Origin of the sequence: Lutispora sp. (assembly GCF_041687175.1) — a bacterium.
Taxonomy (GTDB): Bacteria; Bacillota; Clostridia; order Lutisporales; family Lutisporaceae; genus Lutispora.
On record NZ_JAWLCK010000057.1, the window covers coordinates 1 to 17,384 of the forward strand.

Here is a 17,384-nt window from a genome sequence, read left to right on the forward strand (position 1 = left end):
TTTGAATACCTGATATCTATCTCCATCTATGGATGACCTCCTATTGATTTCTTTCCTTTAATTGTTCTGCCAATTCATCCAGCTTCCTCAACCTATGGTTTACTCCTGATTTCCCTACAGCAGGACTCAACATCTCACCTAATTCCTTCAGGCTTGCATCCTGATGCAAAAGTCTTGCTTCAGCTATATCTCTGAGATTTTTGGGCAGCTTGTTCAAACCCATGTGTTCTTTTATATATTTAATATTATTTATCTGCCTCATGGCCGCATTTACAGTTTTGCTAAGATTGGCAGTTTCGCAATTTACCAGCCTGTTTACATTGTTTCTCATTTCTTTATATATTCTAACATTCTCCAAATCCAGCAATGCGCTATGAGCCCCTATGATATTGAGAAAGTCAACTATGTTTTCTCCCTCTTTTAGATATACGACAAAGTAATCTTTTCTCAAAACTATTTTTGCATTAAGTCCAAAGCTGTTTATGAGATTTTTTATGTCCTTGGCATAGGTCTCATTGCTTGTTACCATTTCCAGATGGTAGGTCTTCTCTGGATCGCTGATGGAGCCTCCTCCAAGGAATACACCCCTCAAGTACGCCCTTTTGCAGCAGTCTTTCTTGACTATGCTGTTGGGTATTCTGTTATTTATCCTATTTCCCTTTGCTGTTTCATTGATTATGAAAAGCTTCTTAAGTATATTTTCAGAGGCTGAATCTGAATCAACCAATAGGGTGTAACTGTAATTCTTTTTTAGTTGCTTGTTCTTGGTCATGGCAACCTTGGTATTAAAGTCAAAGTTGTTCTTAATCAATGAAAATATGTTTCTCGCTATAGCTGCATTTTCTGTAGTGAGCTTTATTCCGATCCTGTTTCTGCCTAAAATCTGTATGGTTCCGTTCATCTTAATCAAAGCAGATAATTCTGCTATCTGACAGCATGAATTTTCATCCTGCAGTTTTGCAATTTCGTTCTTTACCTTTGATGAAAAGGACATTTAAGCACCACCTTTATTCGATCGTACCTATCTTATTCAAGGGCCAAAGCCTGAAGACAGCTTTTCCCATTATATTTTCTCTTTCCACAAAGCCCAAAGAGCCAGATCTGCTGTCCCTGCTTTCTGGTCTATTGTCTCCCAATACAAAATATTTATCTTCCGGCACTTTTGAGCCTTCAAATCCATATTCATAGGTGGGAACACTAATATATTTTTCTTCCAATAGTTCTCCATTGATGTATACAAATCCATCTCTTATATCTATTTTTTCTCCCGGCAATCCTATGACTCTTTTTATCAAATCCTTATGCTCCAGATTATCACTTAAAACAACAATATCTCCTCTTTTAGGAGCTCCGATTCTGTAATTTAGCTTTGATACTATTAGAATCTGTCCTTCGTATAAAGTCGGTTCCATGGAAGGTCCCTTCACATATGCAATCTGAAATATGAAGGTTTTTAAAACAAATGCTATGATAAAAGCAGTAGCAATCAGCTTTATCCAGGATATTATTTCCTTCTTAATATTCTCGCTCAAAATTATCTCTCCCCTTACTATTACTCAATTCTATGGTCCTTTCTCTCTTGATTCAGTAAGGTGAATATGCATTTTGACAATTCATTATAATCGTGCCTCACATATCCCTTATCAATTCTTACAAAATCGCCTTCCACAGTTTTGATACTCTTAGCTTTTGCATTATCCCAATCGATCTCCACTGTATTTGCATATTCATCCATGTATTTTAATGCCAATTCTTCAGGAATATTTCCTGTATTTACAATGGCATATTCTATTATATCATGTTTTGCATGTGTATTTATAGCATCAATGTGATCACATAGATTGTACCCTATGGTCTCTCCCTTTTGTGTCATAATATTGCAGACATATATCTTCATAGCCTTTGATTCATATACAGTATCAGCCACATTTTTCACCATGAAGTTTGGTATTATGCTGGTATATAGACTTCCTGGCCCTATTATTATGGCATCTGCTTCCCTTATGGCTTGTAAGGCCTCTTCCATAGGTTGGCATTCTGCTGGTTCCAAGAATACTCTTTTAATTTTCTTGTTGCTGCTAAATTGAATTTTTGGTATTTGGGATTCACCTTTTATAATAGTGCCATCATCCAATTCAGCAAACAGTGTAATATTATCCAAAGTCACAGGAACCACTTTTCCTGTTACGGCTAATACATTGCTTATTTCCCTTACTGCATTATCAAAGCTGCCGCATATATCGTTCAGTGCAGCAATAAAAAGATTTCCAAAGCTTTGGCCCTTCAGACAGCCTTCTTTGAATCTATACTGCATAAGGCTTTCCATGATGGGCTCTGTATTGGCCAGGGCTAGTATACAGTTTCTTATGTCTCCCGGAGGCAGCATCCCCAAGTCATTTCTCAGTATTCCTGAGCCTCCTCCATCATCTGCCATGGTCACTATTGCAGTAATATTCGATGTATAAGACTTAAGTCCTCTCAACAAAGTTGACAGTCCTGTACCTCCCCCTATAGCCACAACTTTTGGTCCACCGATAGACCAACCATTGCTTTTGATCAGTTTTTTTGACCCCTTTATATCCAATTTAATCGTCCCCCATCCTTATCAGTTTCCTTCTTCATATATATCTCTGTGCTCCAAAATCACCCTATGATCCTTTTCCTTCAACCTCTGGCAAAGCATATTGGACATGGTAACGGAGCGATGCCTTCCCCCTGTACAGCCGATAGCAATCACTAACTGACTCTTGCCTTCTTTTATATAATAAGGTATTAAAAATTCTATCATTTCTACAAGTTTTTCCATAAATTCTCTGGCTTCAGGCCATCTCATCACATACTCCCGGACTTCATCATCATTTCCGCTGAGTTTTTTCATTGATTCAATATAGTAAGGATTGGGCAGAAATCTTACATCAAAAACCAAATCCCCATCCAGTGGTATGCCGTATTTGAAACCAAAGGATATTATATTTAAAATCAATTTTTCAGCTTTTCCGCCTTCTACGAATAGATGAACTATCTCCTGTTTGAGCCGTGATGTACTCATATTTGTTGTGTCTATAATATAATTAGCCTTCTTCTTGATTTCCTCCAGTTTCATTCTTTCAGCCTTTACACCTCTTATTATCCTCCCGTCTCCCGCCAGAGGATGCATTCTCCTACTTGTCTTATATCTTTTTATCAATGTCTCATCAGAAGCCTCCAGGAATAAGATTTCATAGTTGAAGCCTCCTTTTTCCAATTCTTCCAGGCTTGATTGAAGTTGATCGAAGAATCTGCCGCCTCTTATATCTGTTACTACAGCAACCTTCTCTATACCGCCCCTGGTCTGGCTGCATATTTCAGCAAACTTCAATATAAGTGCAGGAGGCAAGTTATCTACGCAGAAAAAACCCAAGTCCTCCAAGAATTTAATGGCTTGGCTTTTTCCTGCTCCTGAAAGTCCTGTAATAATCACAAATCTCAATATATCCCCTCCTCTTGTAGTATTAAGATTTTACTGCATTTATTATCTGGTGACTTGTCAATCCTGCCATTTCTGCTAATTTTATAGCATTTCTAAAATTACCTACATCTTCGGGTTTATGTGCATCGCTATTGATTACGAACTTAGCTCCATGTCCCGCAGCAACTTTAAGATAATCAACAGTCATAATATTGCTCTTTGAGTTTATCTCAAGTGCAGTGCCTGTTTTGGCTGCTGCTTCTGCCAGACGGCCTGTATCCATTGATATTCTTGCTCCTGGATGAGTTATTATGTTTACCTTGTACTTCTTTATTGCATTTATCATTATGTCAGTATTACTCTGCCTTGTTTCTTCCGCCATGGATTTGCTTATTTTAGAAAGATAGTGTCTGCCGTATATATGAACATAGCTTGGAACGCCTTTCAATCTAACCATCATATGATATCCAAGAAGAACAATATCCATATACTTCATAGCTTCATCGTCCAAATCTATCTGTCCATCGCTGCTTATTATATTGCATTCCAAGCCAAGAAGAACCTTGAAATCTTTATTATTTTCATTTATTTCATCGATTTCTTCCCTCATCCTTTTGAGTTTTTCTCTTTTAACCCCATAGGTAAAGTGTCTCAAGCCATGATCTGTGATGGCTATTTCTTTCAACCCTTTTTTCTTTGCCGCATTTACATTATCCATTATTGTCCCAGTCCCATGACTGTATATGGTATGTGTATGGTAATCTGCAAAGAGTTTTATCATATGTACACCTCTCAATATTCATTTTAATTATATACCACTCTTAGTATTATCAAAAGGAGATTTTGGATTCTGTTGAAAAGGAAAAGCCACAGAGACTTCTGTTGTCCTGTGGCCTGGTATTATTCAAATTTGCCTATAAGCTTGACTTCTGTCTCTAGCTTCACTCCGAATCTCTCATAAATGGTTTTCTGGATATGCTTTATTAAATTATATATATCCCTGGCAGTAGCATCCCCTTTGTTTATGATGAAACCACAGTGCTTCTCAGAAACTTGGGCTCCTCCAATGGTCATGCCTCTCAAGCCGGCATCTTCTATGAGTTTTCCTGCATAATAGCCTTCCGGTCTCTTGAAGATGCTTCCCGCACTTGGCATATCCAAAGGCTGCTTGTTCTGTCTACGCTCTGTATACTCATCCATTAGAGCTTTAATATCCGATTTACTGCCTTTCTTTAACTTAAATGTACATCCCAAAACTATATAGTTGTGCTTACTGATAGCACTCTTTCTATATCCGAATTCCATTTCCTTGCTCTGCAGTACCTTGTACTGCAGATTTGAATCCAGCACCTCTACGCTTTCAACAACATCCTTCATCTCACTCTCATAGGCTCCTGCATTCATTGCTACGGTCCCTCCTATAGAGCCAGGTATGCCGCAGGCAAATTCGAGACCTGTCAAAGAATATTCAGCAGCAATATTTGCTACATCCGGCAGTTTGGCTCCACATTGGGCTATTACTTTATCATCTACTACCTCAACTGATGATATTTTATCCCCAAGCTTGATTACTGCTCCCCGGATTCCTTCATCAGATACCAGCATATTAGTGCCGTTTCCCATAATATAATATGGAATGTTGTTCTCCTTTGCGTATCGAATGAACTCTACAAGTTCGTTTGCATTATCAGGTTCTATAAATATATCCGCATTTCCTCCCACCTTGAAGGAGGTGTGATTCTTCATTGGTTCATTTAGTTTAATATTAGAAAATAAATCAGTAAGATGCAAAATATAATCCTCCTCTAATATCTGTCATTAAGCTTCTATACTCCTTATAATCCCTATAGGCGTTTGTTCTGAGCATTGACCCAGGGGGTTATCCTTCAATATACCGAGAAGTTCATTGCGATCCATTGATTCTTTAGAGGTACCAAGTATGTTTCCCCCTAAATCGTTTATATCAACTATAGCAACTTGTGCTCTAATTCTTTCACTTATTTCTTTGGCAACTTTGTCTGGATTCTCAGGTCCTAATACCACATACCTGTTGTAAGGTGGCAATGTATTGGGTGTTGGACCATCAATGGATGAAGCTTTATAGCCTGCGATCCTGTAAAAATCCCCTTTTCGTCCTATGAGCTTCCCAAAAAAGCTTACGACAGCTGCAAAAAGTATCTTTAATACACCGCATTCTCTCAATGCCATTTCCATAGTCTCCGGTATGCCTAAGCCTATGCCTGCTGGTGTCTTGGTCACATACCTGGATAAAAATCTAGCCAATGGTCTGGGTTTGATTTCCTCTAAGGGATAGGCTCTTCCCTGGGTTATAGCTACCGCCTTTTCACTTATAAATACTATATCATCTTCCTTTACAATCTCTTGGGTATATTTTTTCACAACATCAACAATATTATCATCTCTCATTATTACATGAGTCTTTACAGGTATTCTAAGATATTTTTTATTATTATATTCAATTACCGGCTGTTTTTCTCTCTTTTTACTTTTTTCTTCCGACATGTTATCTCCTCCGATTACCTAATACAATTATTACTTAATTATACAACATTATCTCATCAGGTATCTATATAATTATTTGACAAAATCACATCTATTAATCATTATCCCTGCTATTTTCAGGAAAATATTTACTTATCTGTCTATTAATATCTTCCAGAACTTCTTCAGGAGATTTTTCATAAACCAACATCTCTTTTATATTATATTGTATTACTGCATTTATTTCCTGCCAATTTTTATTATTAGGTAAAGCCTGAGCATAATTCAGGTTCTCACTTATCCGTTGCATTTCTTCGTCCTGTACATACAACAAATCTCCGGATTTTCTCGGTGAAAAATACCCAAACTTGGTTAAGTCCTCGGTAAAGCTTTTATCTGTAATATACTTTATAAACTTCGCACACATCTTCCTTTTTTGGGGATCTTCCTGCTTTAATACCCCATAGCTGTAATAAATGTCGTTTAGATACATGGGTATTTCTGCATCTCCTATAGGATAATCAGCCACAGTAAACTCCAGATTATAATTACCTGCCATATTTCTTATATAGGGAACCATCCAGGCATCTGCCAGAAATACAGCGCACTTGCCTTGGAGAAATGTTATGAAAGCCTGATTCTTATTGATTTCTCCAAACTGTGGATGGGTGACCTTGTACTTATGCTTGAGATCATAGAGCTTTTGCAGCCCTCTTAGTGCTTCAGGTCCATTAAAAGCATAATTGCCCTGATTGTCAACAAATTGAGCTCCATCGCACATCAATATTCCAGAAACATTATAACTGCCTAGATCAATGTGTCCATTTATGCCATATATGCTTTCTGTTCCTCTCCTTCCACCTTCAAAAGTGAGGTTTTTCAGGCACTCCACAAACTCAGAATAAGTCCATTGACCATTCTGAGGCAGTTCTATACCCCTTTCCTCAAATATTTTTTTATTGAGCAACAGGGTATAACCTCTGGCAGCCCAAGGAAGACCATAGATACTTCCCTGGAAGCTTACAGCTTCTAATGCATCTTCTTTAAAATCCATTTTATCCTCTTCCGTAATATACTCATCCAAGGGTTCCAAAAATCCTGAGGCTATAAAAAACCAATCGCTGCCCACAGGAGCAATATCAGGTGCAGCTCCTATCTTCGAAGCTGCCATCAATGTAGTTCTTCCTTCCTCAGCTGATAAAGGCCTGAATTCTATGTACACACCTGGATTGTTTTTTTCAAACTCTCTTATTCTTTTTTCTATCCATCCCAGCCTGCTTCCGTTTGTTGTATCTAAATTTGGATAATCCCAGAAGCTTATTATTCCTTTCCACTCTGCTTCCTCAGTTTTTGGCTCATAGCTGTTCTTGTAATCAACAGCATATCTTTTGAATAATACGGGTCCGGTAAAAATATATATGATTATTATAATACATAAAAAAAGCGTTACAGCCCTTTTGATTGTCACAAACGCACCTCCTTAATAGAACTCAGAGTTTAGAACTAAGAGCTCAGGGCTCCGAGTTCAAGATTGCTACTAAATTTATATTCTTTTTTATTGATAATTAGCACAAAATAAGAAAGGCTTCCTTTGGAATCATTTATAACAATCAAGGAAGCCTTTCTTGAAATGCTTTTACCGGAAAGTATATATTAAGGAAATTTATACTTTCCTAAGCATTATAAAAAAGGATGCTTCGCATCCTGAGCACCTTCCTTTGCCGGCAGGGGGAGTTCCCCCTTGCATCCCCCATTGTTAAGGAAAGCATACTTTCCTTAACAACAAATCAGCAGGTATTGCTACCTGCTTATTGTTCGTCTTTATCCACCTTATAATCAACATTGGAATATGGATTGTTGTAGTTATTGTTATCTATAGGCTCTTCCGGCATTATAAATGCTGCTATGATGTATGCCAGAAAAATGGGAAAACCTGCACTTAAAAAGAAGAAGGCAACCCAAATCAACCTGACTATGGTCACATCAATATCGAAATACTCGGCCAAACCGCCGCATACACCAGCTAGAGTCTTATTATGCCTGGATTTATATAATTTTTTATTCATATCATTTACCTCCATTACTACTTCTACGCTTCTGTAACAATATACGATATCCGGTGGGAAAAGTCTTATTTATTGAAAAAATTATATATATTTTCAGCTGCTTTTTTATTCATGCCTTTTACTTGAACTAATTCCTCAATACTGGCTTTTTTGATGGCTTCAATACTTTTGAAATGCGTAAAAAGTGCTTTTTTCCTTCCCGGTCCTATTCCTTCTATTTCATCCAGTACCGACTTTTCAAGCTTTTTCTCCCTAAGGCTTCTGTGATATTCAATAGCAAATCTGTGGGCTTCATCCTGAATGAAAGCCACGAGCTTAAAGGCCAGGCTTCTGGGAGGTATGTTTATCTCTGTATCATCATAGATAAGACCTCTTGTCCTGTGCCTTTCATCCTTTACCATTCCGCATATTGGTATTGATAGATTCAACTCTGTCAGGACTTCAGAAGCAGCATTTACATGTCCTTTTCCACCGTCTATCATTATGAGATCTGGGAACTCAGAAAACTTTCCTTTAGTATAATCCCCATCCTCTTCATCTATTTTTTTTCTTTCCTCTATGCCATGGGTGAATCTTCTCCAGAGAATTTCCCTCATGCTGCCATAATCATCCTGGCCTTCGAAGCCTTTTATCCTGAATCTTCTGTAGTTCTTCTTGGCAGGCTTGCCATTCTCAAAAACTATCATGGAGGCCACATTGTCCACTCCCTGAATATTAGATATATCGAAGGCTTCAATCCTATAGATTTCCCTATGATACAGATCCATAAAACCAGCCAATTCTCTGCAGGCTTCGGAAGGTTTTTTCTCCTTCTCAATCTTTTCAATCTCCAGTCTTAAGTTCTCTTCTGCATTGCTTCGTGCCATTTCCACCAGTTTACGCCTGTCTCCTCTTTGAGGTGCGGTTATGGAAACCTTTGAGCCCTTCTTCTTAGCCAGCCATTCTTCAATAAGCTCCTTTTCATCAAATTCATTAGAAACCAGTATGGTCTTTGGTATATATAAAGCCTTATTATAGAATTGCTTCATGAAGCTGCTTATTATTTCTCCTCCATCGCTGTTGCCTACATCAGATAAGAAGAAGGTCTCCCTGCCTATTAGTTTCCCACCTCTCACGAAGAAAGCCTGAACACATACTATTTCCCCTGATTCTGCATAGGCTATCACATCCTGATCCTCCATCCTGGAGGATATGATTATCTGCTTTTCATTTATCTTCTTTACAGCCTCAATCTGGTCTCTAAGCTCTGCAGCCTTTTCAAATTCCAGACTCTCTGCATATTTCTCCATCTTGACTTCAAGTTCAGAAAGCAATTCCTGCTGCTTGCCTTCAAGAAAAAGCAATACAGAGTTCACCAGTTTATTGTACTCTTCCTTGCTTACCTTACCGGTACAAGGTGCTATACATTGATTTATATGGGCATTGAGGCAAGGCCTCTCCTTCCCCGCTATTTTCTCAATGTTCTTGTTGCAGCTTCTGATGGGGAAGATTTTTGATATTAACTGGATGGTCTGGTTAACAGCCTTTGTATCGGTATAAGGGCCAAAATACTTTGCTCCATCCTTTTTAATCTCTCTGACCTTAAGAACCTGAGGGAAGCTTTCATTTGTGGTGACTTTTATATATGGGTAATGCTTGTCATCCTTGAGCATAACATTATATCTTGGCCTGTGCTTCTTTATAAGATTGCACTCCAATATTAAGGCTTCCAGTTCGTTTGCCGTTATTATATACTCAAAATCCCTTATATTTTCCACCATGGCATGAACCTTGGCTGACTTACTGGCAGACGCCTGAAAATATTGCCTTACTCTGTTTTTCAGATTTATGGCCTTTCCCACATATATAATGTGGTTGTTCTCATTCTTCATTATATATACGCCCGGTTTATCAGGCAGATTTTTCAGTTTTTCTTCTAACTTTAGCATTGGCATTACCTCATCTCTATTGGGTTAAACTATGTTTGATTTAGTAATTTATATTATATATAATAATTACGCAGTAATTTTTATGCTTCTAGCCTATACTCACTAGCTTCAAGCCTCTGGTCGCTGGCTACTGGCTTCTGGCATTAGATAAGTAATAGGACTTAGGAGCCTGACTCCATAAATATATAAAATACTGAGAGGTGTAAAAATGTCTAATTCAATGAAGCTTATAACATTTATATTTTCCCTGTTCGCATTTCTAATTGGTTCTACTATTTTTAACATGATACTGGCAATTATTCCAGCAACTCAGGGTGAAACTGGATTATTACCTGTTATAACAGGTTACCTGAATATCATGTTAAGCACTGGGCTGCTGTATATTTCTCAAGGATTTTTTCGCATTATATATACTCGCAGAATAATGAACAAGCTTAACAACTATACTATAATAGGAGAATATCCTGTAGCCCCTTTTAGACTAGTTGACAGAATAATCATATATATATTCCCTATATTACCGGTTGTATTTCCTTTCTTTAGAGGTGAAACATTAAATAAATACACACTTTGGGGTATAGGATTACTTATCACATTCATTATTATAACAGAAATACTATTTAAATTCTTCAATAAAACCATGAAGATAATTGTGACAGATAAAGGTATTACTATTACAGGATTCGATCCTCGCCTTGACCTGCCAGTAAACGCAAATTATCCTAACGGTTCCGGCTTCTACCCCTTTGAAAGAATTGAAGGCTTCAGATATATGAAGAAAAAGCTAGTGCTATATCAGACCTATGACCTGGGCCCCATAACCATAAATGCTACTGAAGATGATATTAAAAGAGTAAAGGGATTGTTGCTGCAGAACAATATACCTGAAAGCAAAATTAGCAGGTAAAATTATTTTTGTCCTCAAAATATTTTTACATAACCTATTTATTTCTTAAGTGTAATATATTATAATGTTTTCTAATATTTGTTAATATATTATTAACTAATTAAGGGGTGGGGGTTATGAAATTAAAAGGAAAGGTTGCAGTGGTTACAGGCGCAAGTGCTGGAATGGGTAAAGATATCGCCTATCTTTTTGCAAAAGAGGGCGCTATCGTCTATGCAGTTGCTAGAAGAGCAGAAAGACTGGAGGAACTGGCAAAAAGCGCTGAAGGATTTGAAGGGAATATTATACCTATTGTGGCTGACTTAACAAAGAAAGAAGATGCTGAGAGAATCATTGATTTTACATATAATGATTCTGGCAGACTGGATATCTTGGTGAATAATGCAGGTATAATGGACGACTTTAGTCCCGTTGGTGATGTAAAAGATGAAATGTTGGAAAAGGTTTTCAGCTTAAATGTTTATGCACCTTTCTACAGCATTAGAAAAGCTGTGAATATTTTCTTAAAACAAGGGAGAGGCAATATCATAAATGTTGCATCCATAGGTGGCTTGTATGGTTCCAGAGCTGGGGCTGTTTATACCGCTTCCAAGCATGCGCTTGTAGGTTTAACAAAGAACACCGGATATATGTATGCCAAGAAGAACATAAGATGTAATGCCATCTGTCCCGGTGCTGTAGAAACAGAAATAGCTACTGGAGATTTCATGAAAAATGTTAATCAGGAAGGCATAGGAATAATAATGCCAAGTACAGTTGGAAATCCAAGAAGCGGAAAACCCGAAGAAATTGCAACTGTAGCATTGTTCCTGGCTTCCGATGATTCCAGCTTCGTAAACGGCCAGTGCATAGTTGCAGATGGCGGTTGGACTGCATATTGATAATAGACATTAGTTTAATTGTATGAAGCTGTCACAATGTGACAGCTTCATAATTATATATGTCCACATATTACGTTATTCTTTACATACATCTACCCAAGTACCTTTTGTCACCTCAGCCAGATAATCCACAGATATCTTCACCGCAGTATTGGCTCCTCCTCCAGCGGGATAGACATAATCAAACACCTTCAATGATTCATCAAGGTATATATCAAGAGGTTTAGTCAATCCGAAAGGACATACCCCACCTACAGGATGGCCAGTAGCTTCTTCCACTTCATCAGGACTTATAAATCTTGCCTTTTCTTTGAAATAGTCCTTAAACTTTCTGTTGTCCACCTTCACATCGCCTTTTGTCAATAACAGAATATCTCTGTCTTTAAGCCTGAAGGCCATAGTTTTGGCTATTCTCGCCGGTTCAACGCCAAGAGCAGCGGCAGCCAGCTCAACAGTGGCTGTACTGCAATCAAACTCTATTACTTCTAAAGGAAGTCCCTCATCTTGGAATTGTTTTTTAACACTTTCTATACTCATTTCTTTTCCTCCGTATTTTAAAGAATTATATGTAATTTGAGACTCTTTACCGTGAATATTATACAATACTTATGTTTATTTATCCACCTTTTATAGCCTTTGAAAATCCTCATTCTTATTTACACAGCGAACCTTATGGCTTATAATATTACTTGTCTACCTATGAATACATGAAGCAAAGTATAAACTAAATTTTTGATGAAAAGGGATGATAAGTTGAATAGGAAAATAAAAATATCAATATTAATGGTTTTTTCTATGTTAGCAGTATCAATATTATTATCAGGATGCAGTTTCCTTAATACAGAATCTGCAGACACTTCCGATATTGTAGTTGCAAAAGTAAACAAAATTGAAATAAAAAAAGATTATTTTGATGAGATATTTAATATAGCCAAAGCTCAACAAGAAGAAAGCAACGGACCAGAGGTCTGGGAACAGGAAGTTGGGGGCAAAAAATTTATAGATTATGCAAAAGAAACATTACTAAGCAATATCATTAATGAAACCATTTTGCTGGAAAATGCAGCAGATTTGGGAGTTACAGCTTCAGAAGATCAAGTAGACCTGCAGATTCAATATATTAAGAACAATTTTGAGTCGGAAGAAAAATATCAGGAATATCTTGCATCACAGAATATAACAGAGGAATATGTAAGAAATAGCATTAGAAAGTCATTAATTATAGATAATTTATCTAAGGAAGTGAGCAAATCTGTAAGTGTTCCTGAGGAAGAATTGCGAGCCACCTATAATGCAATAAAGGACAGCATGTATAGTGTGAGAGCAAGCCATATTCTTATAGAGGATCTTGAAGAAGCCAAAAAGATACTTGAAAGAGTAAAGGCCGGTGAGGATTTCAATAAGTTGGCAGTTGAGTATTCCATAGACCCAAGTGCAAAGGATAACAGAGGAGATTTAGGATATTTCGGTGCCGGCGTAATGGTTCCTGAGTTTGAAATGGCAGCTTTTTCTTTAGAACCTGGTGAGATAAGTAATCTGGTACAAACCGATTATGGATATCATATAATCAAAGTAGAAGATAAAAAGGTTATAACATTTGAAGAGGTCAGACCTCAGTTGGAACAGCAAATGCTACCTCAATATAAGAGTAAATATTTATCAACATATTTTGAAGAACTAAAGGAAAAGACTGAAATTGTAACCTATATGGAAAACCTCTAAGAGGTTTTCCCTTTTTCATGTCAAAAATACCCAAGGGCAAAGCTTTCTCTCCAAAAAATCTAAAAATCTGAGCAGCAGTAAGCCTAAAAGACTTAAGCCCAATATTCCTGCGAACATATCCAGATAATCTACCATAATCCAGGCATTCATTATATAGTAACCTATGCCATAGGTGGTAGCAAAGTTCTCTGCAAAGAACAATGTGGATATGCTAATGCCCAGACTGAGCCTTAGAGCCGAAAAAAGTCTCGGCAGTATTGCAGGCATTATAAGGTGTTTATACATACCTGCTCTGGATACTCCCATAGATATTACTGAATAAAACAACTCTTTAGGTATTTCCTTTACCCCGTCTCTGACTCCGATTAACATCTGGAATATGATTATAGTAACTATAAGGGTTACTTTAGCTGAGTTTCCTATGCCTAAGAGAATCATGAAAACAGGCAGAAAAGCTATCTTAGGCAAAGGATATAATATGTAAATGACAGGTGAGATTATGCTGTCTGCCTTTTTATTCATACCTATCCAAAGCCCCAATGGTACACCAATGATTATTGATATAGCGATGGCTATCATTATCCTCCCCAGACTTGCCAAAAGATGTACAGACAGTACTTCAGGGATCAAATGAGCAAATCTCTTAACGGTATTATAGGGGCTGGGAATAACACTTGATTCTATTGATATATGCAGCACATACCACATTATTACCACTATAATAATTCCATATAGTGTTTTATTTTTAAGGATTCTTTCAACGATTTTCATATGTCTTTCCTTCCTCAAGCCATCTTCTTACTTCAAGGCATATGTTGTAGTAATCAATTCTGGAACGGATTTCTCCATCTCCAAAATAGGGATTGTCAATAATCTTCTTAATCCTTGCTTTCTCCATTATCACTATCTTTTGCCCCAAAAAAACTGCCTCTTCTATGCTGTGGGTAACAAATACAATGGTTACAGGCCTTTTCTTATAAATACTTAGAATTAAATTTTGTATATTCTCCTTTGTCATGGCATCCAAAGCAGAGGTGAATTCATCCAAAAGCAACAAATCCGGTTTTATGACCAGAGTTCTTGCTATGGTAACCCTCTGTTTCTGACCTCCGCTCAGCTGAGCCGGATACTTGTTTTTCAGGTCCTGTATATCCAGTTCCCGAAGTATCTCATCCACCTCTTTATTAATCTGTTCCTTTGCGGTTCCCCTTACCTTTAACCCCAGGGCTATATTATTCCAAACAGTTTTCCAGGGAAGCAGACCATAGTCTTGAAGGATAACCCCCGTTTCCCTTCTGCTTCCCTTCACCTTTTCATTTTTTATATATATTTCACCCTCGTTATAATCAATAAAACCAGCCAATAAATACAATAGTGTTGTCTTGCCGCAGCCTGAAGGTCCTATTATGGCACAAGTGGTATTTTGTTTTATATCAAGATTTATGTTGCTCAGCGCCACATCTGAACTGTAAGCATAGTTCAGATTTCTTACTTGAATCATTATTCAACGAACTTCCTTTCAACAAGCTGTTCCGGCTTAATATTCATATCCTTTTTCAGTACATCTTCAACCCATGAAATTATTTTTTCCAGATAAGCATTATCCGGCAGGGATGCTTTTATGTATTTTGGAAGAATCATAGAATCCTTGATTTCAGGCTTCAATGCCAGTTTTTCTATTAATATTTCCCGAGCAATAGATTCATCCTTGTTTATATCCTCAACTGCTTTGTCATAGGCTTCATGGAACAGCTTAATAGCTTCTGCCTTTTCAGTCAGAGCTTTTGATGTAAAGCCTAAAACATCGGGGCAGTAGCCGTCTTCAGGATCATATATCCTCTTTTCCAATCCACCCAAGGCTCCCATGGAAGCCATAGGCTCTGGGAAGAGACCCATATCCACATTGCCGCTTTTTATCATTTCCAGACGAGCGGGTATTTCGTTTATAAATACCTTCTCTATATTATAGTCATTACCTAGCCACTCATCTATCAGAAAATTGGTAACGCTCACTTCCATCATGGCTACCTTTATATCTTTCTTCTCTGTATAGCCTTCCTTCACCAAAACAGGGAACATACCTGATGTTATGGTCGTAGCCCTTATATCGAAGCCGCCGTTTACATTGGTAGCAACAGCTATCAGGTCTGTCATGGCCCCATCTATTGAATTGGTCTGTAGAGCGCTTTGCCTATCCTGGGCATTGTTAAACACAATGAGTTCTACATCCAAGCCCAATTCTCTGAAATAGCCTTTTTTCTCTGCTATAAGCATAGGAGCTGCATCTACTGCAGGCATGAGTCCAACTTTCAGAGAAAGATTTTTTGGCTCCTCTGTGACAGTTTCTTGTTGTTGTTCTTGTTCCGGAGCTTTGCTGCCAGTACAACCTACAGTAAACACCATTGTTAATATCAATATTCCTATCAATATCTTTTTAATCTTCATTATATATATAACCTCCAAGCGTATAAATTTTGTGCTAATAGTATTTTACAGCTAATATCATTATTCTTCTAGTACTATTTCTATAACCCATAGGAAAATATAATTCTACCTTATTATTAATTTGACCTAATGGGTTTCTTATATTATAGGGTCAAGTATATTACATTCATTCTAATATTTTTTATGCTTTAGTTAAAGCTTATTATTACTTAGTAAAATAAGATATAATAAAATAGAATGATATTCCTACACAGGCAGGTGTATATATTGAATAGATATTACATAAAAGCATCTATGGAGTTGCATGAGTGGAAAAAGAAAATGAGAAAGAAACCGTCTATCATAAATAAAGCATCAAAGGGTGTACAAAACAAAATAAACAGTATGCTTCCTCAGAAATATCATGAAATAGTTACTGCAGCCATCAAGAACATGGTGAAAGTTGTGCTTACAGGCTCAGAATATATGAGTAAAAAGCCAGATGTTCTGATGCCCTTTGAAGAAAGAGAAAGATTGGTGAGAGAAAAGATAAATTTCTATAAAAAGACTGCCATGCTGGAAGGTGCAGGTACCGGTGCCGGCGGCATACTATTGGGACTTGCAGACTTTCCATTATTGCTAAGCATAAAAATTAAGTTCCTTTACGATGTAGCATCTATTTATGGCTTTGATGTAAGAGATTACAAGGAAAGATTATATATATTGAAAATCTTCCAGCTTGCCTTTTCTAGTCAAACCTCAGTAAATAAAGTATTCAATGAAATGGAAAACTGGGAGGAGTATTCAAAACTCCTACCCAGCAGCCTGGAGCTTTTTAATTGGAGAGAATTTCAGCAGGAATACAGGGATTACATAGATATTGCAAAGCTTCTCCAACTGGTGCCCGGTATAGGTGCAGTAGTAGGAGCATATGCCAATTCAAAGCTTATGGATAAACTAGGTGTCACTGCGATGAATGCATACAGGATGAGGATTCTGTGATAGAACTTTTTTGCCCCTGCAGAAAATCAGCAGGGGCGATTTATGTAGCACTAGTCAGCTAAGGTTTCACTTGAGCTTAAGAATAAAACTACTTGCATAACTTGTCCGGCATCTTGGGTTGATGAAGCACCCAATAGCAACATGTTCCAACGGAAGTCTTTGCTACAAATAAAGCCAAACATGCTGCCATACTCAGCAGATTATGCTTTAATTTCATAGTAGCCACCTCCTTTATTCTTTACCTGAAATATATCATATTGATTTTTTATTTAAAACCGGTTATGCATAAGTGGTAAAGCAAATGTCATATTTGGTATTTTATCTTAATAACTTACTATCATTTTCACCATTTGACAAAATCCACTTATTAATTAGTGGTATAATATAATTAAACAAATACTATTGGAGTGATTTGATTGAATTTAAGTAAATGGCTTATAGTAATCTTTTTTTCCCACCTATAATACTTGCATTAGTATATGGAATAATAAATCCAAAAAATAG

The 17,384-nt window shown here is 37.1% G+C and carries 19 protein-coding genes; 4 read left to right on the plus strand and 15 right to left on the minus strand.

Going from position 1 to position 17,384, the window contains the following annotated elements:
* Positions 1-40 precede the first annotated feature (40 nt).
* The 10 genes from whiA to uvrC all read right to left on the minus strand — a co-directional run bounded on the left by whiA (position 41) and on the right by uvrC (position 9,944).
* Positions 41-994 carry a DNA-binding protein WhiA gene (gene whiA / locus ACESM9_RS09285; protein ID WP_372997554.1) on the minus strand — a complete coding sequence of 318 codons (954 nt, stop codon included), beginning with the start codon at positions 992-994 and terminating at the stop codon, positions 41-43.
* Positions 995-1,007: 13 nt separating this feature from the next.
* Positions 1,008-1,532, minus strand: coding sequence for a signal peptidase I (gene lepB, locus ACESM9_RS09290; RefSeq protein ID WP_372997556.1), 525 nt, complete (start codon positions 1,530-1,532; stop codon positions 1,008-1,010).
* 20 nt (positions 1,533-1,552) lie between these two features.
* Positions 1,553-2,584: a uridine diphosphate-N-acetylglucosamine-binding protein YvcK gene (locus ACESM9_RS09295; protein ID WP_372997558.1), complete on the minus strand. Its 1,032-nt coding sequence runs from the start codon at positions 2,582-2,584 to the stop codon at positions 1,553-1,555.
* A 21-nt stretch (positions 2,585-2,605) separates the two neighbouring features.
* A complete protein-coding gene (gene rapZ / locus ACESM9_RS09300; protein WP_372997560.1) occupies positions 2,606-3,469 on the minus strand; it encodes an RNase adapter RapZ in 864 nt (287 codons plus the stop codon).
* Between the two features lie 22 nt (positions 3,470-3,491).
* On the minus strand, positions 3,492-4,226 hold the full coding sequence (locus ACESM9_RS09305; RefSeq protein WP_372997590.1) for a PHP domain-containing protein: 735 nt from the start codon (positions 4,224-4,226) through the stop codon (positions 3,492-3,494).
* Between the two features lie 122 nt (positions 4,227-4,348).
* Positions 4,349-5,239, minus strand: coding sequence for a UDP-N-acetylmuramate dehydrogenase (gene murB, locus ACESM9_RS09310; RefSeq protein ID WP_372997562.1), 891 nt, complete (start codon positions 5,237-5,239; stop codon positions 4,349-4,351).
* A gap of 27 nt (positions 5,240-5,266) precedes the next feature.
* Positions 5,267-5,971 (minus strand): coenzyme F420-0:L-glutamate ligase, encoded by a 705-nt coding sequence (locus ACESM9_RS09315; RefSeq protein WP_372997564.1) that lies wholly within the window; start codon positions 5,969-5,971, stop codon positions 5,267-5,269.
* Positions 5,972-6,065: 94 nt separating this feature from the next.
* Complete coding sequence (locus ACESM9_RS09320; protein WP_372997566.1) at positions 6,066-7,418, minus strand: ABC transporter substrate-binding protein; 1,353 nt, start codon at positions 7,416-7,418, stop codon at positions 6,066-6,068.
* A gap of 340 nt (positions 7,419-7,758) precedes the next feature.
* Positions 7,759-8,016 carry a PspC domain-containing protein gene (locus tag ACESM9_RS09325; protein WP_372997568.1) on the minus strand — a complete coding sequence of 86 codons (258 nt, stop codon included), beginning with the start codon at positions 8,014-8,016 and terminating at the stop codon, positions 7,759-7,761.
* A gap of 65 nt (positions 8,017-8,081) precedes the next feature.
* Positions 8,082-9,944 carry an excinuclease ABC subunit UvrC gene (gene uvrC / locus ACESM9_RS09330; RefSeq protein ID WP_372997570.1) on the minus strand — a complete coding sequence of 621 codons (1,863 nt, stop codon included), beginning with the start codon at positions 9,942-9,944 and terminating at the stop codon, positions 8,082-8,084.
* A 208-nt stretch (positions 9,945-10,152) separates the two neighbouring features.
* On the opposite strand from uvrC, the gene ACESM9_RS09335 reads away from it, so the two are divergent.
* Positions 10,153-10,851 (plus strand): hypothetical protein, encoded by a 699-nt coding sequence (locus ACESM9_RS09335; RefSeq protein ID WP_372997572.1) that lies wholly within the window; start codon positions 10,153-10,155, stop codon positions 10,849-10,851.
* A 116-nt stretch (positions 10,852-10,967) separates the two neighbouring features.
* On the plus strand, positions 10,968-11,732 hold the full coding sequence (locus ACESM9_RS09340; protein ID WP_372997574.1) for a glucose 1-dehydrogenase: 765 nt from the start codon (positions 10,968-10,970) through the stop codon (positions 11,730-11,732).
* A gap of 75 nt (positions 11,733-11,807) precedes the next feature.
* On the opposite strand, the gene ACESM9_RS09345 is transcribed toward ACESM9_RS09340, so the two are convergent.
* Positions 11,808-12,269, minus strand: a complete 462-nt coding sequence (locus tag ACESM9_RS09345) for a YbaK/EbsC family protein (protein ID WP_372997576.1) — start codon at positions 12,267-12,269, stop codon at positions 11,808-11,810.
* A gap of 198 nt (positions 12,270-12,467) precedes the next feature.
* Here ACESM9_RS09345 and ACESM9_RS09350 point away from each other — a divergent pair, with 198 nt between their 5' ends.
* Entirely contained in the window at positions 12,468-13,454 is a 987-nt protein-coding gene (locus ACESM9_RS09350) for a peptidylprolyl isomerase (protein WP_372997578.1), read from the plus strand.
* Between the two features lie 15 nt (positions 13,455-13,469).
* Here the strand turns inward: ACESM9_RS09350 and ACESM9_RS09355 are convergent, their stop codons facing one another.
* From ACESM9_RS09355 to ACESM9_RS09365, 3 genes are read right to left on the minus strand one after another with little or no spacing between them, the layout of a single operon-like run.
* Positions 13,470-14,225 (minus strand): ABC transporter permease, encoded by a 756-nt coding sequence (locus ACESM9_RS09355; RefSeq protein WP_372997580.1) that lies wholly within the window; start codon positions 14,223-14,225, stop codon positions 13,470-13,472.
* On the minus strand, positions 14,212-14,955 hold the full coding sequence (locus tag ACESM9_RS09360; RefSeq protein ID WP_372997582.1) for an ABC transporter ATP-binding protein: 744 nt from the start codon (positions 14,953-14,955) through the stop codon (positions 14,212-14,214). Before ACESM9_RS09360 ends, ACESM9_RS09355 begins: the two co-directional genes overlap by 14 nt.
* Positions 14,955-15,899: an ABC transporter substrate-binding protein gene (locus tag ACESM9_RS09365; RefSeq protein WP_372997584.1), complete on the minus strand. Its 945-nt coding sequence runs from the start codon at positions 15,897-15,899 to the stop codon at positions 14,955-14,957. The genes ACESM9_RS09360 and ACESM9_RS09365 overlap by 1 nt, the downstream gene beginning before the upstream one ends.
* Positions 15,900-16,166: 267 nt before the next feature.
* Between ACESM9_RS09365 and ACESM9_RS09370 the strand changes: the two genes are divergently transcribed.
* Positions 16,167-16,880 (plus strand): EcsC family protein, encoded by a 714-nt coding sequence (locus ACESM9_RS09370; protein WP_372997586.1) that lies wholly within the window; start codon positions 16,167-16,169, stop codon positions 16,878-16,880.
* An 88-nt stretch (positions 16,881-16,968) separates the two neighbouring features.
* On the opposite strand, the gene ACESM9_RS09375 is transcribed toward ACESM9_RS09370, so the two are convergent.
* Positions 16,969-17,097 carry a cyclic lactone autoinducer peptide gene (locus ACESM9_RS09375; RefSeq protein WP_372997588.1) on the minus strand — a complete coding sequence of 43 codons (129 nt, stop codon included), beginning with the start codon at positions 17,095-17,097 and terminating at the stop codon, positions 16,969-16,971.
* Positions 17,098-17,384 lie beyond the last annotated feature (287 nt).

Excerpts from the sequence above, each read along its gene's own strand:
- whiA (WP_372997554.1), bottom strand. The coding sequence starts at position 994 with ATGTCCTTTTCATCAAAGGTAAAGAACGAAATTGCAAAACTGCAGGAT.
- ACESM9_RS09315 (WP_372997564.1), bottom strand. The coding sequence starts at position 5,971 with ATGTCGGAAGAAAAAAGTAAAAAGAGAGAAAAACAGCCGGTAATTGAA.
- ACESM9_RS09325 (WP_372997568.1), bottom strand. The coding sequence starts at position 8,016 with ATGAATAAAAAATTATATAAATCCAGGCATAATAAGACTCTAGCTGGT.
- uvrC (WP_372997570.1), bottom strand. The coding sequence starts at position 9,944 with ATGCTAAAGTTAGAAGAAAAACTGAAAAATCTGCCTGATAAACCGGGC.
- ACESM9_RS09335 (WP_372997572.1), top strand. The coding sequence starts at position 10,153 with ATGTCTAATTCAATGAAGCTTATAACATTTATATTTTCCCTGTTCGCA.
- ACESM9_RS09340 (WP_372997574.1), top strand. The coding sequence starts at position 10,968 with ATGAAATTAAAAGGAAAGGTTGCAGTGGTTACAGGCGCAAGTGCTGGA.
- ACESM9_RS09345 (WP_372997576.1), bottom strand. The coding sequence starts at position 12,269 with ATGAGTATAGAAAGTGTTAAAAAACAATTCCAAGATGAGGGACTTCCT.
- ACESM9_RS09350 (WP_372997578.1), top strand. The coding sequence starts at position 12,468 with ATGAAAAGGGATGATAAGTTGAATAGGAAAATAAAAATATCAATATTA.
- ACESM9_RS09355 (WP_372997580.1), bottom strand. The coding sequence starts at position 14,225 with ATGAAAATCGTTGAAAGAATCCTTAAAAATAAAACACTATATGGAATT.
- ACESM9_RS09360 (WP_372997582.1), bottom strand. The coding sequence starts at position 14,955 with ATGATTCAAGTAAGAAATCTGAACTATGCTTACAGTTCAGATGTGGCG.
- ACESM9_RS09365 (WP_372997584.1), bottom strand. The coding sequence starts at position 15,899 with ATGAAGATTAAAAAGATATTGATAGGAATATTGATATTAACAATGGTG.
- ACESM9_RS09375 (WP_372997588.1), bottom strand. The coding sequence starts at position 17,097 with ATGAAATTAAAGCATAATCTGCTGAGTATGGCAGCATGTTTGGCTTTA.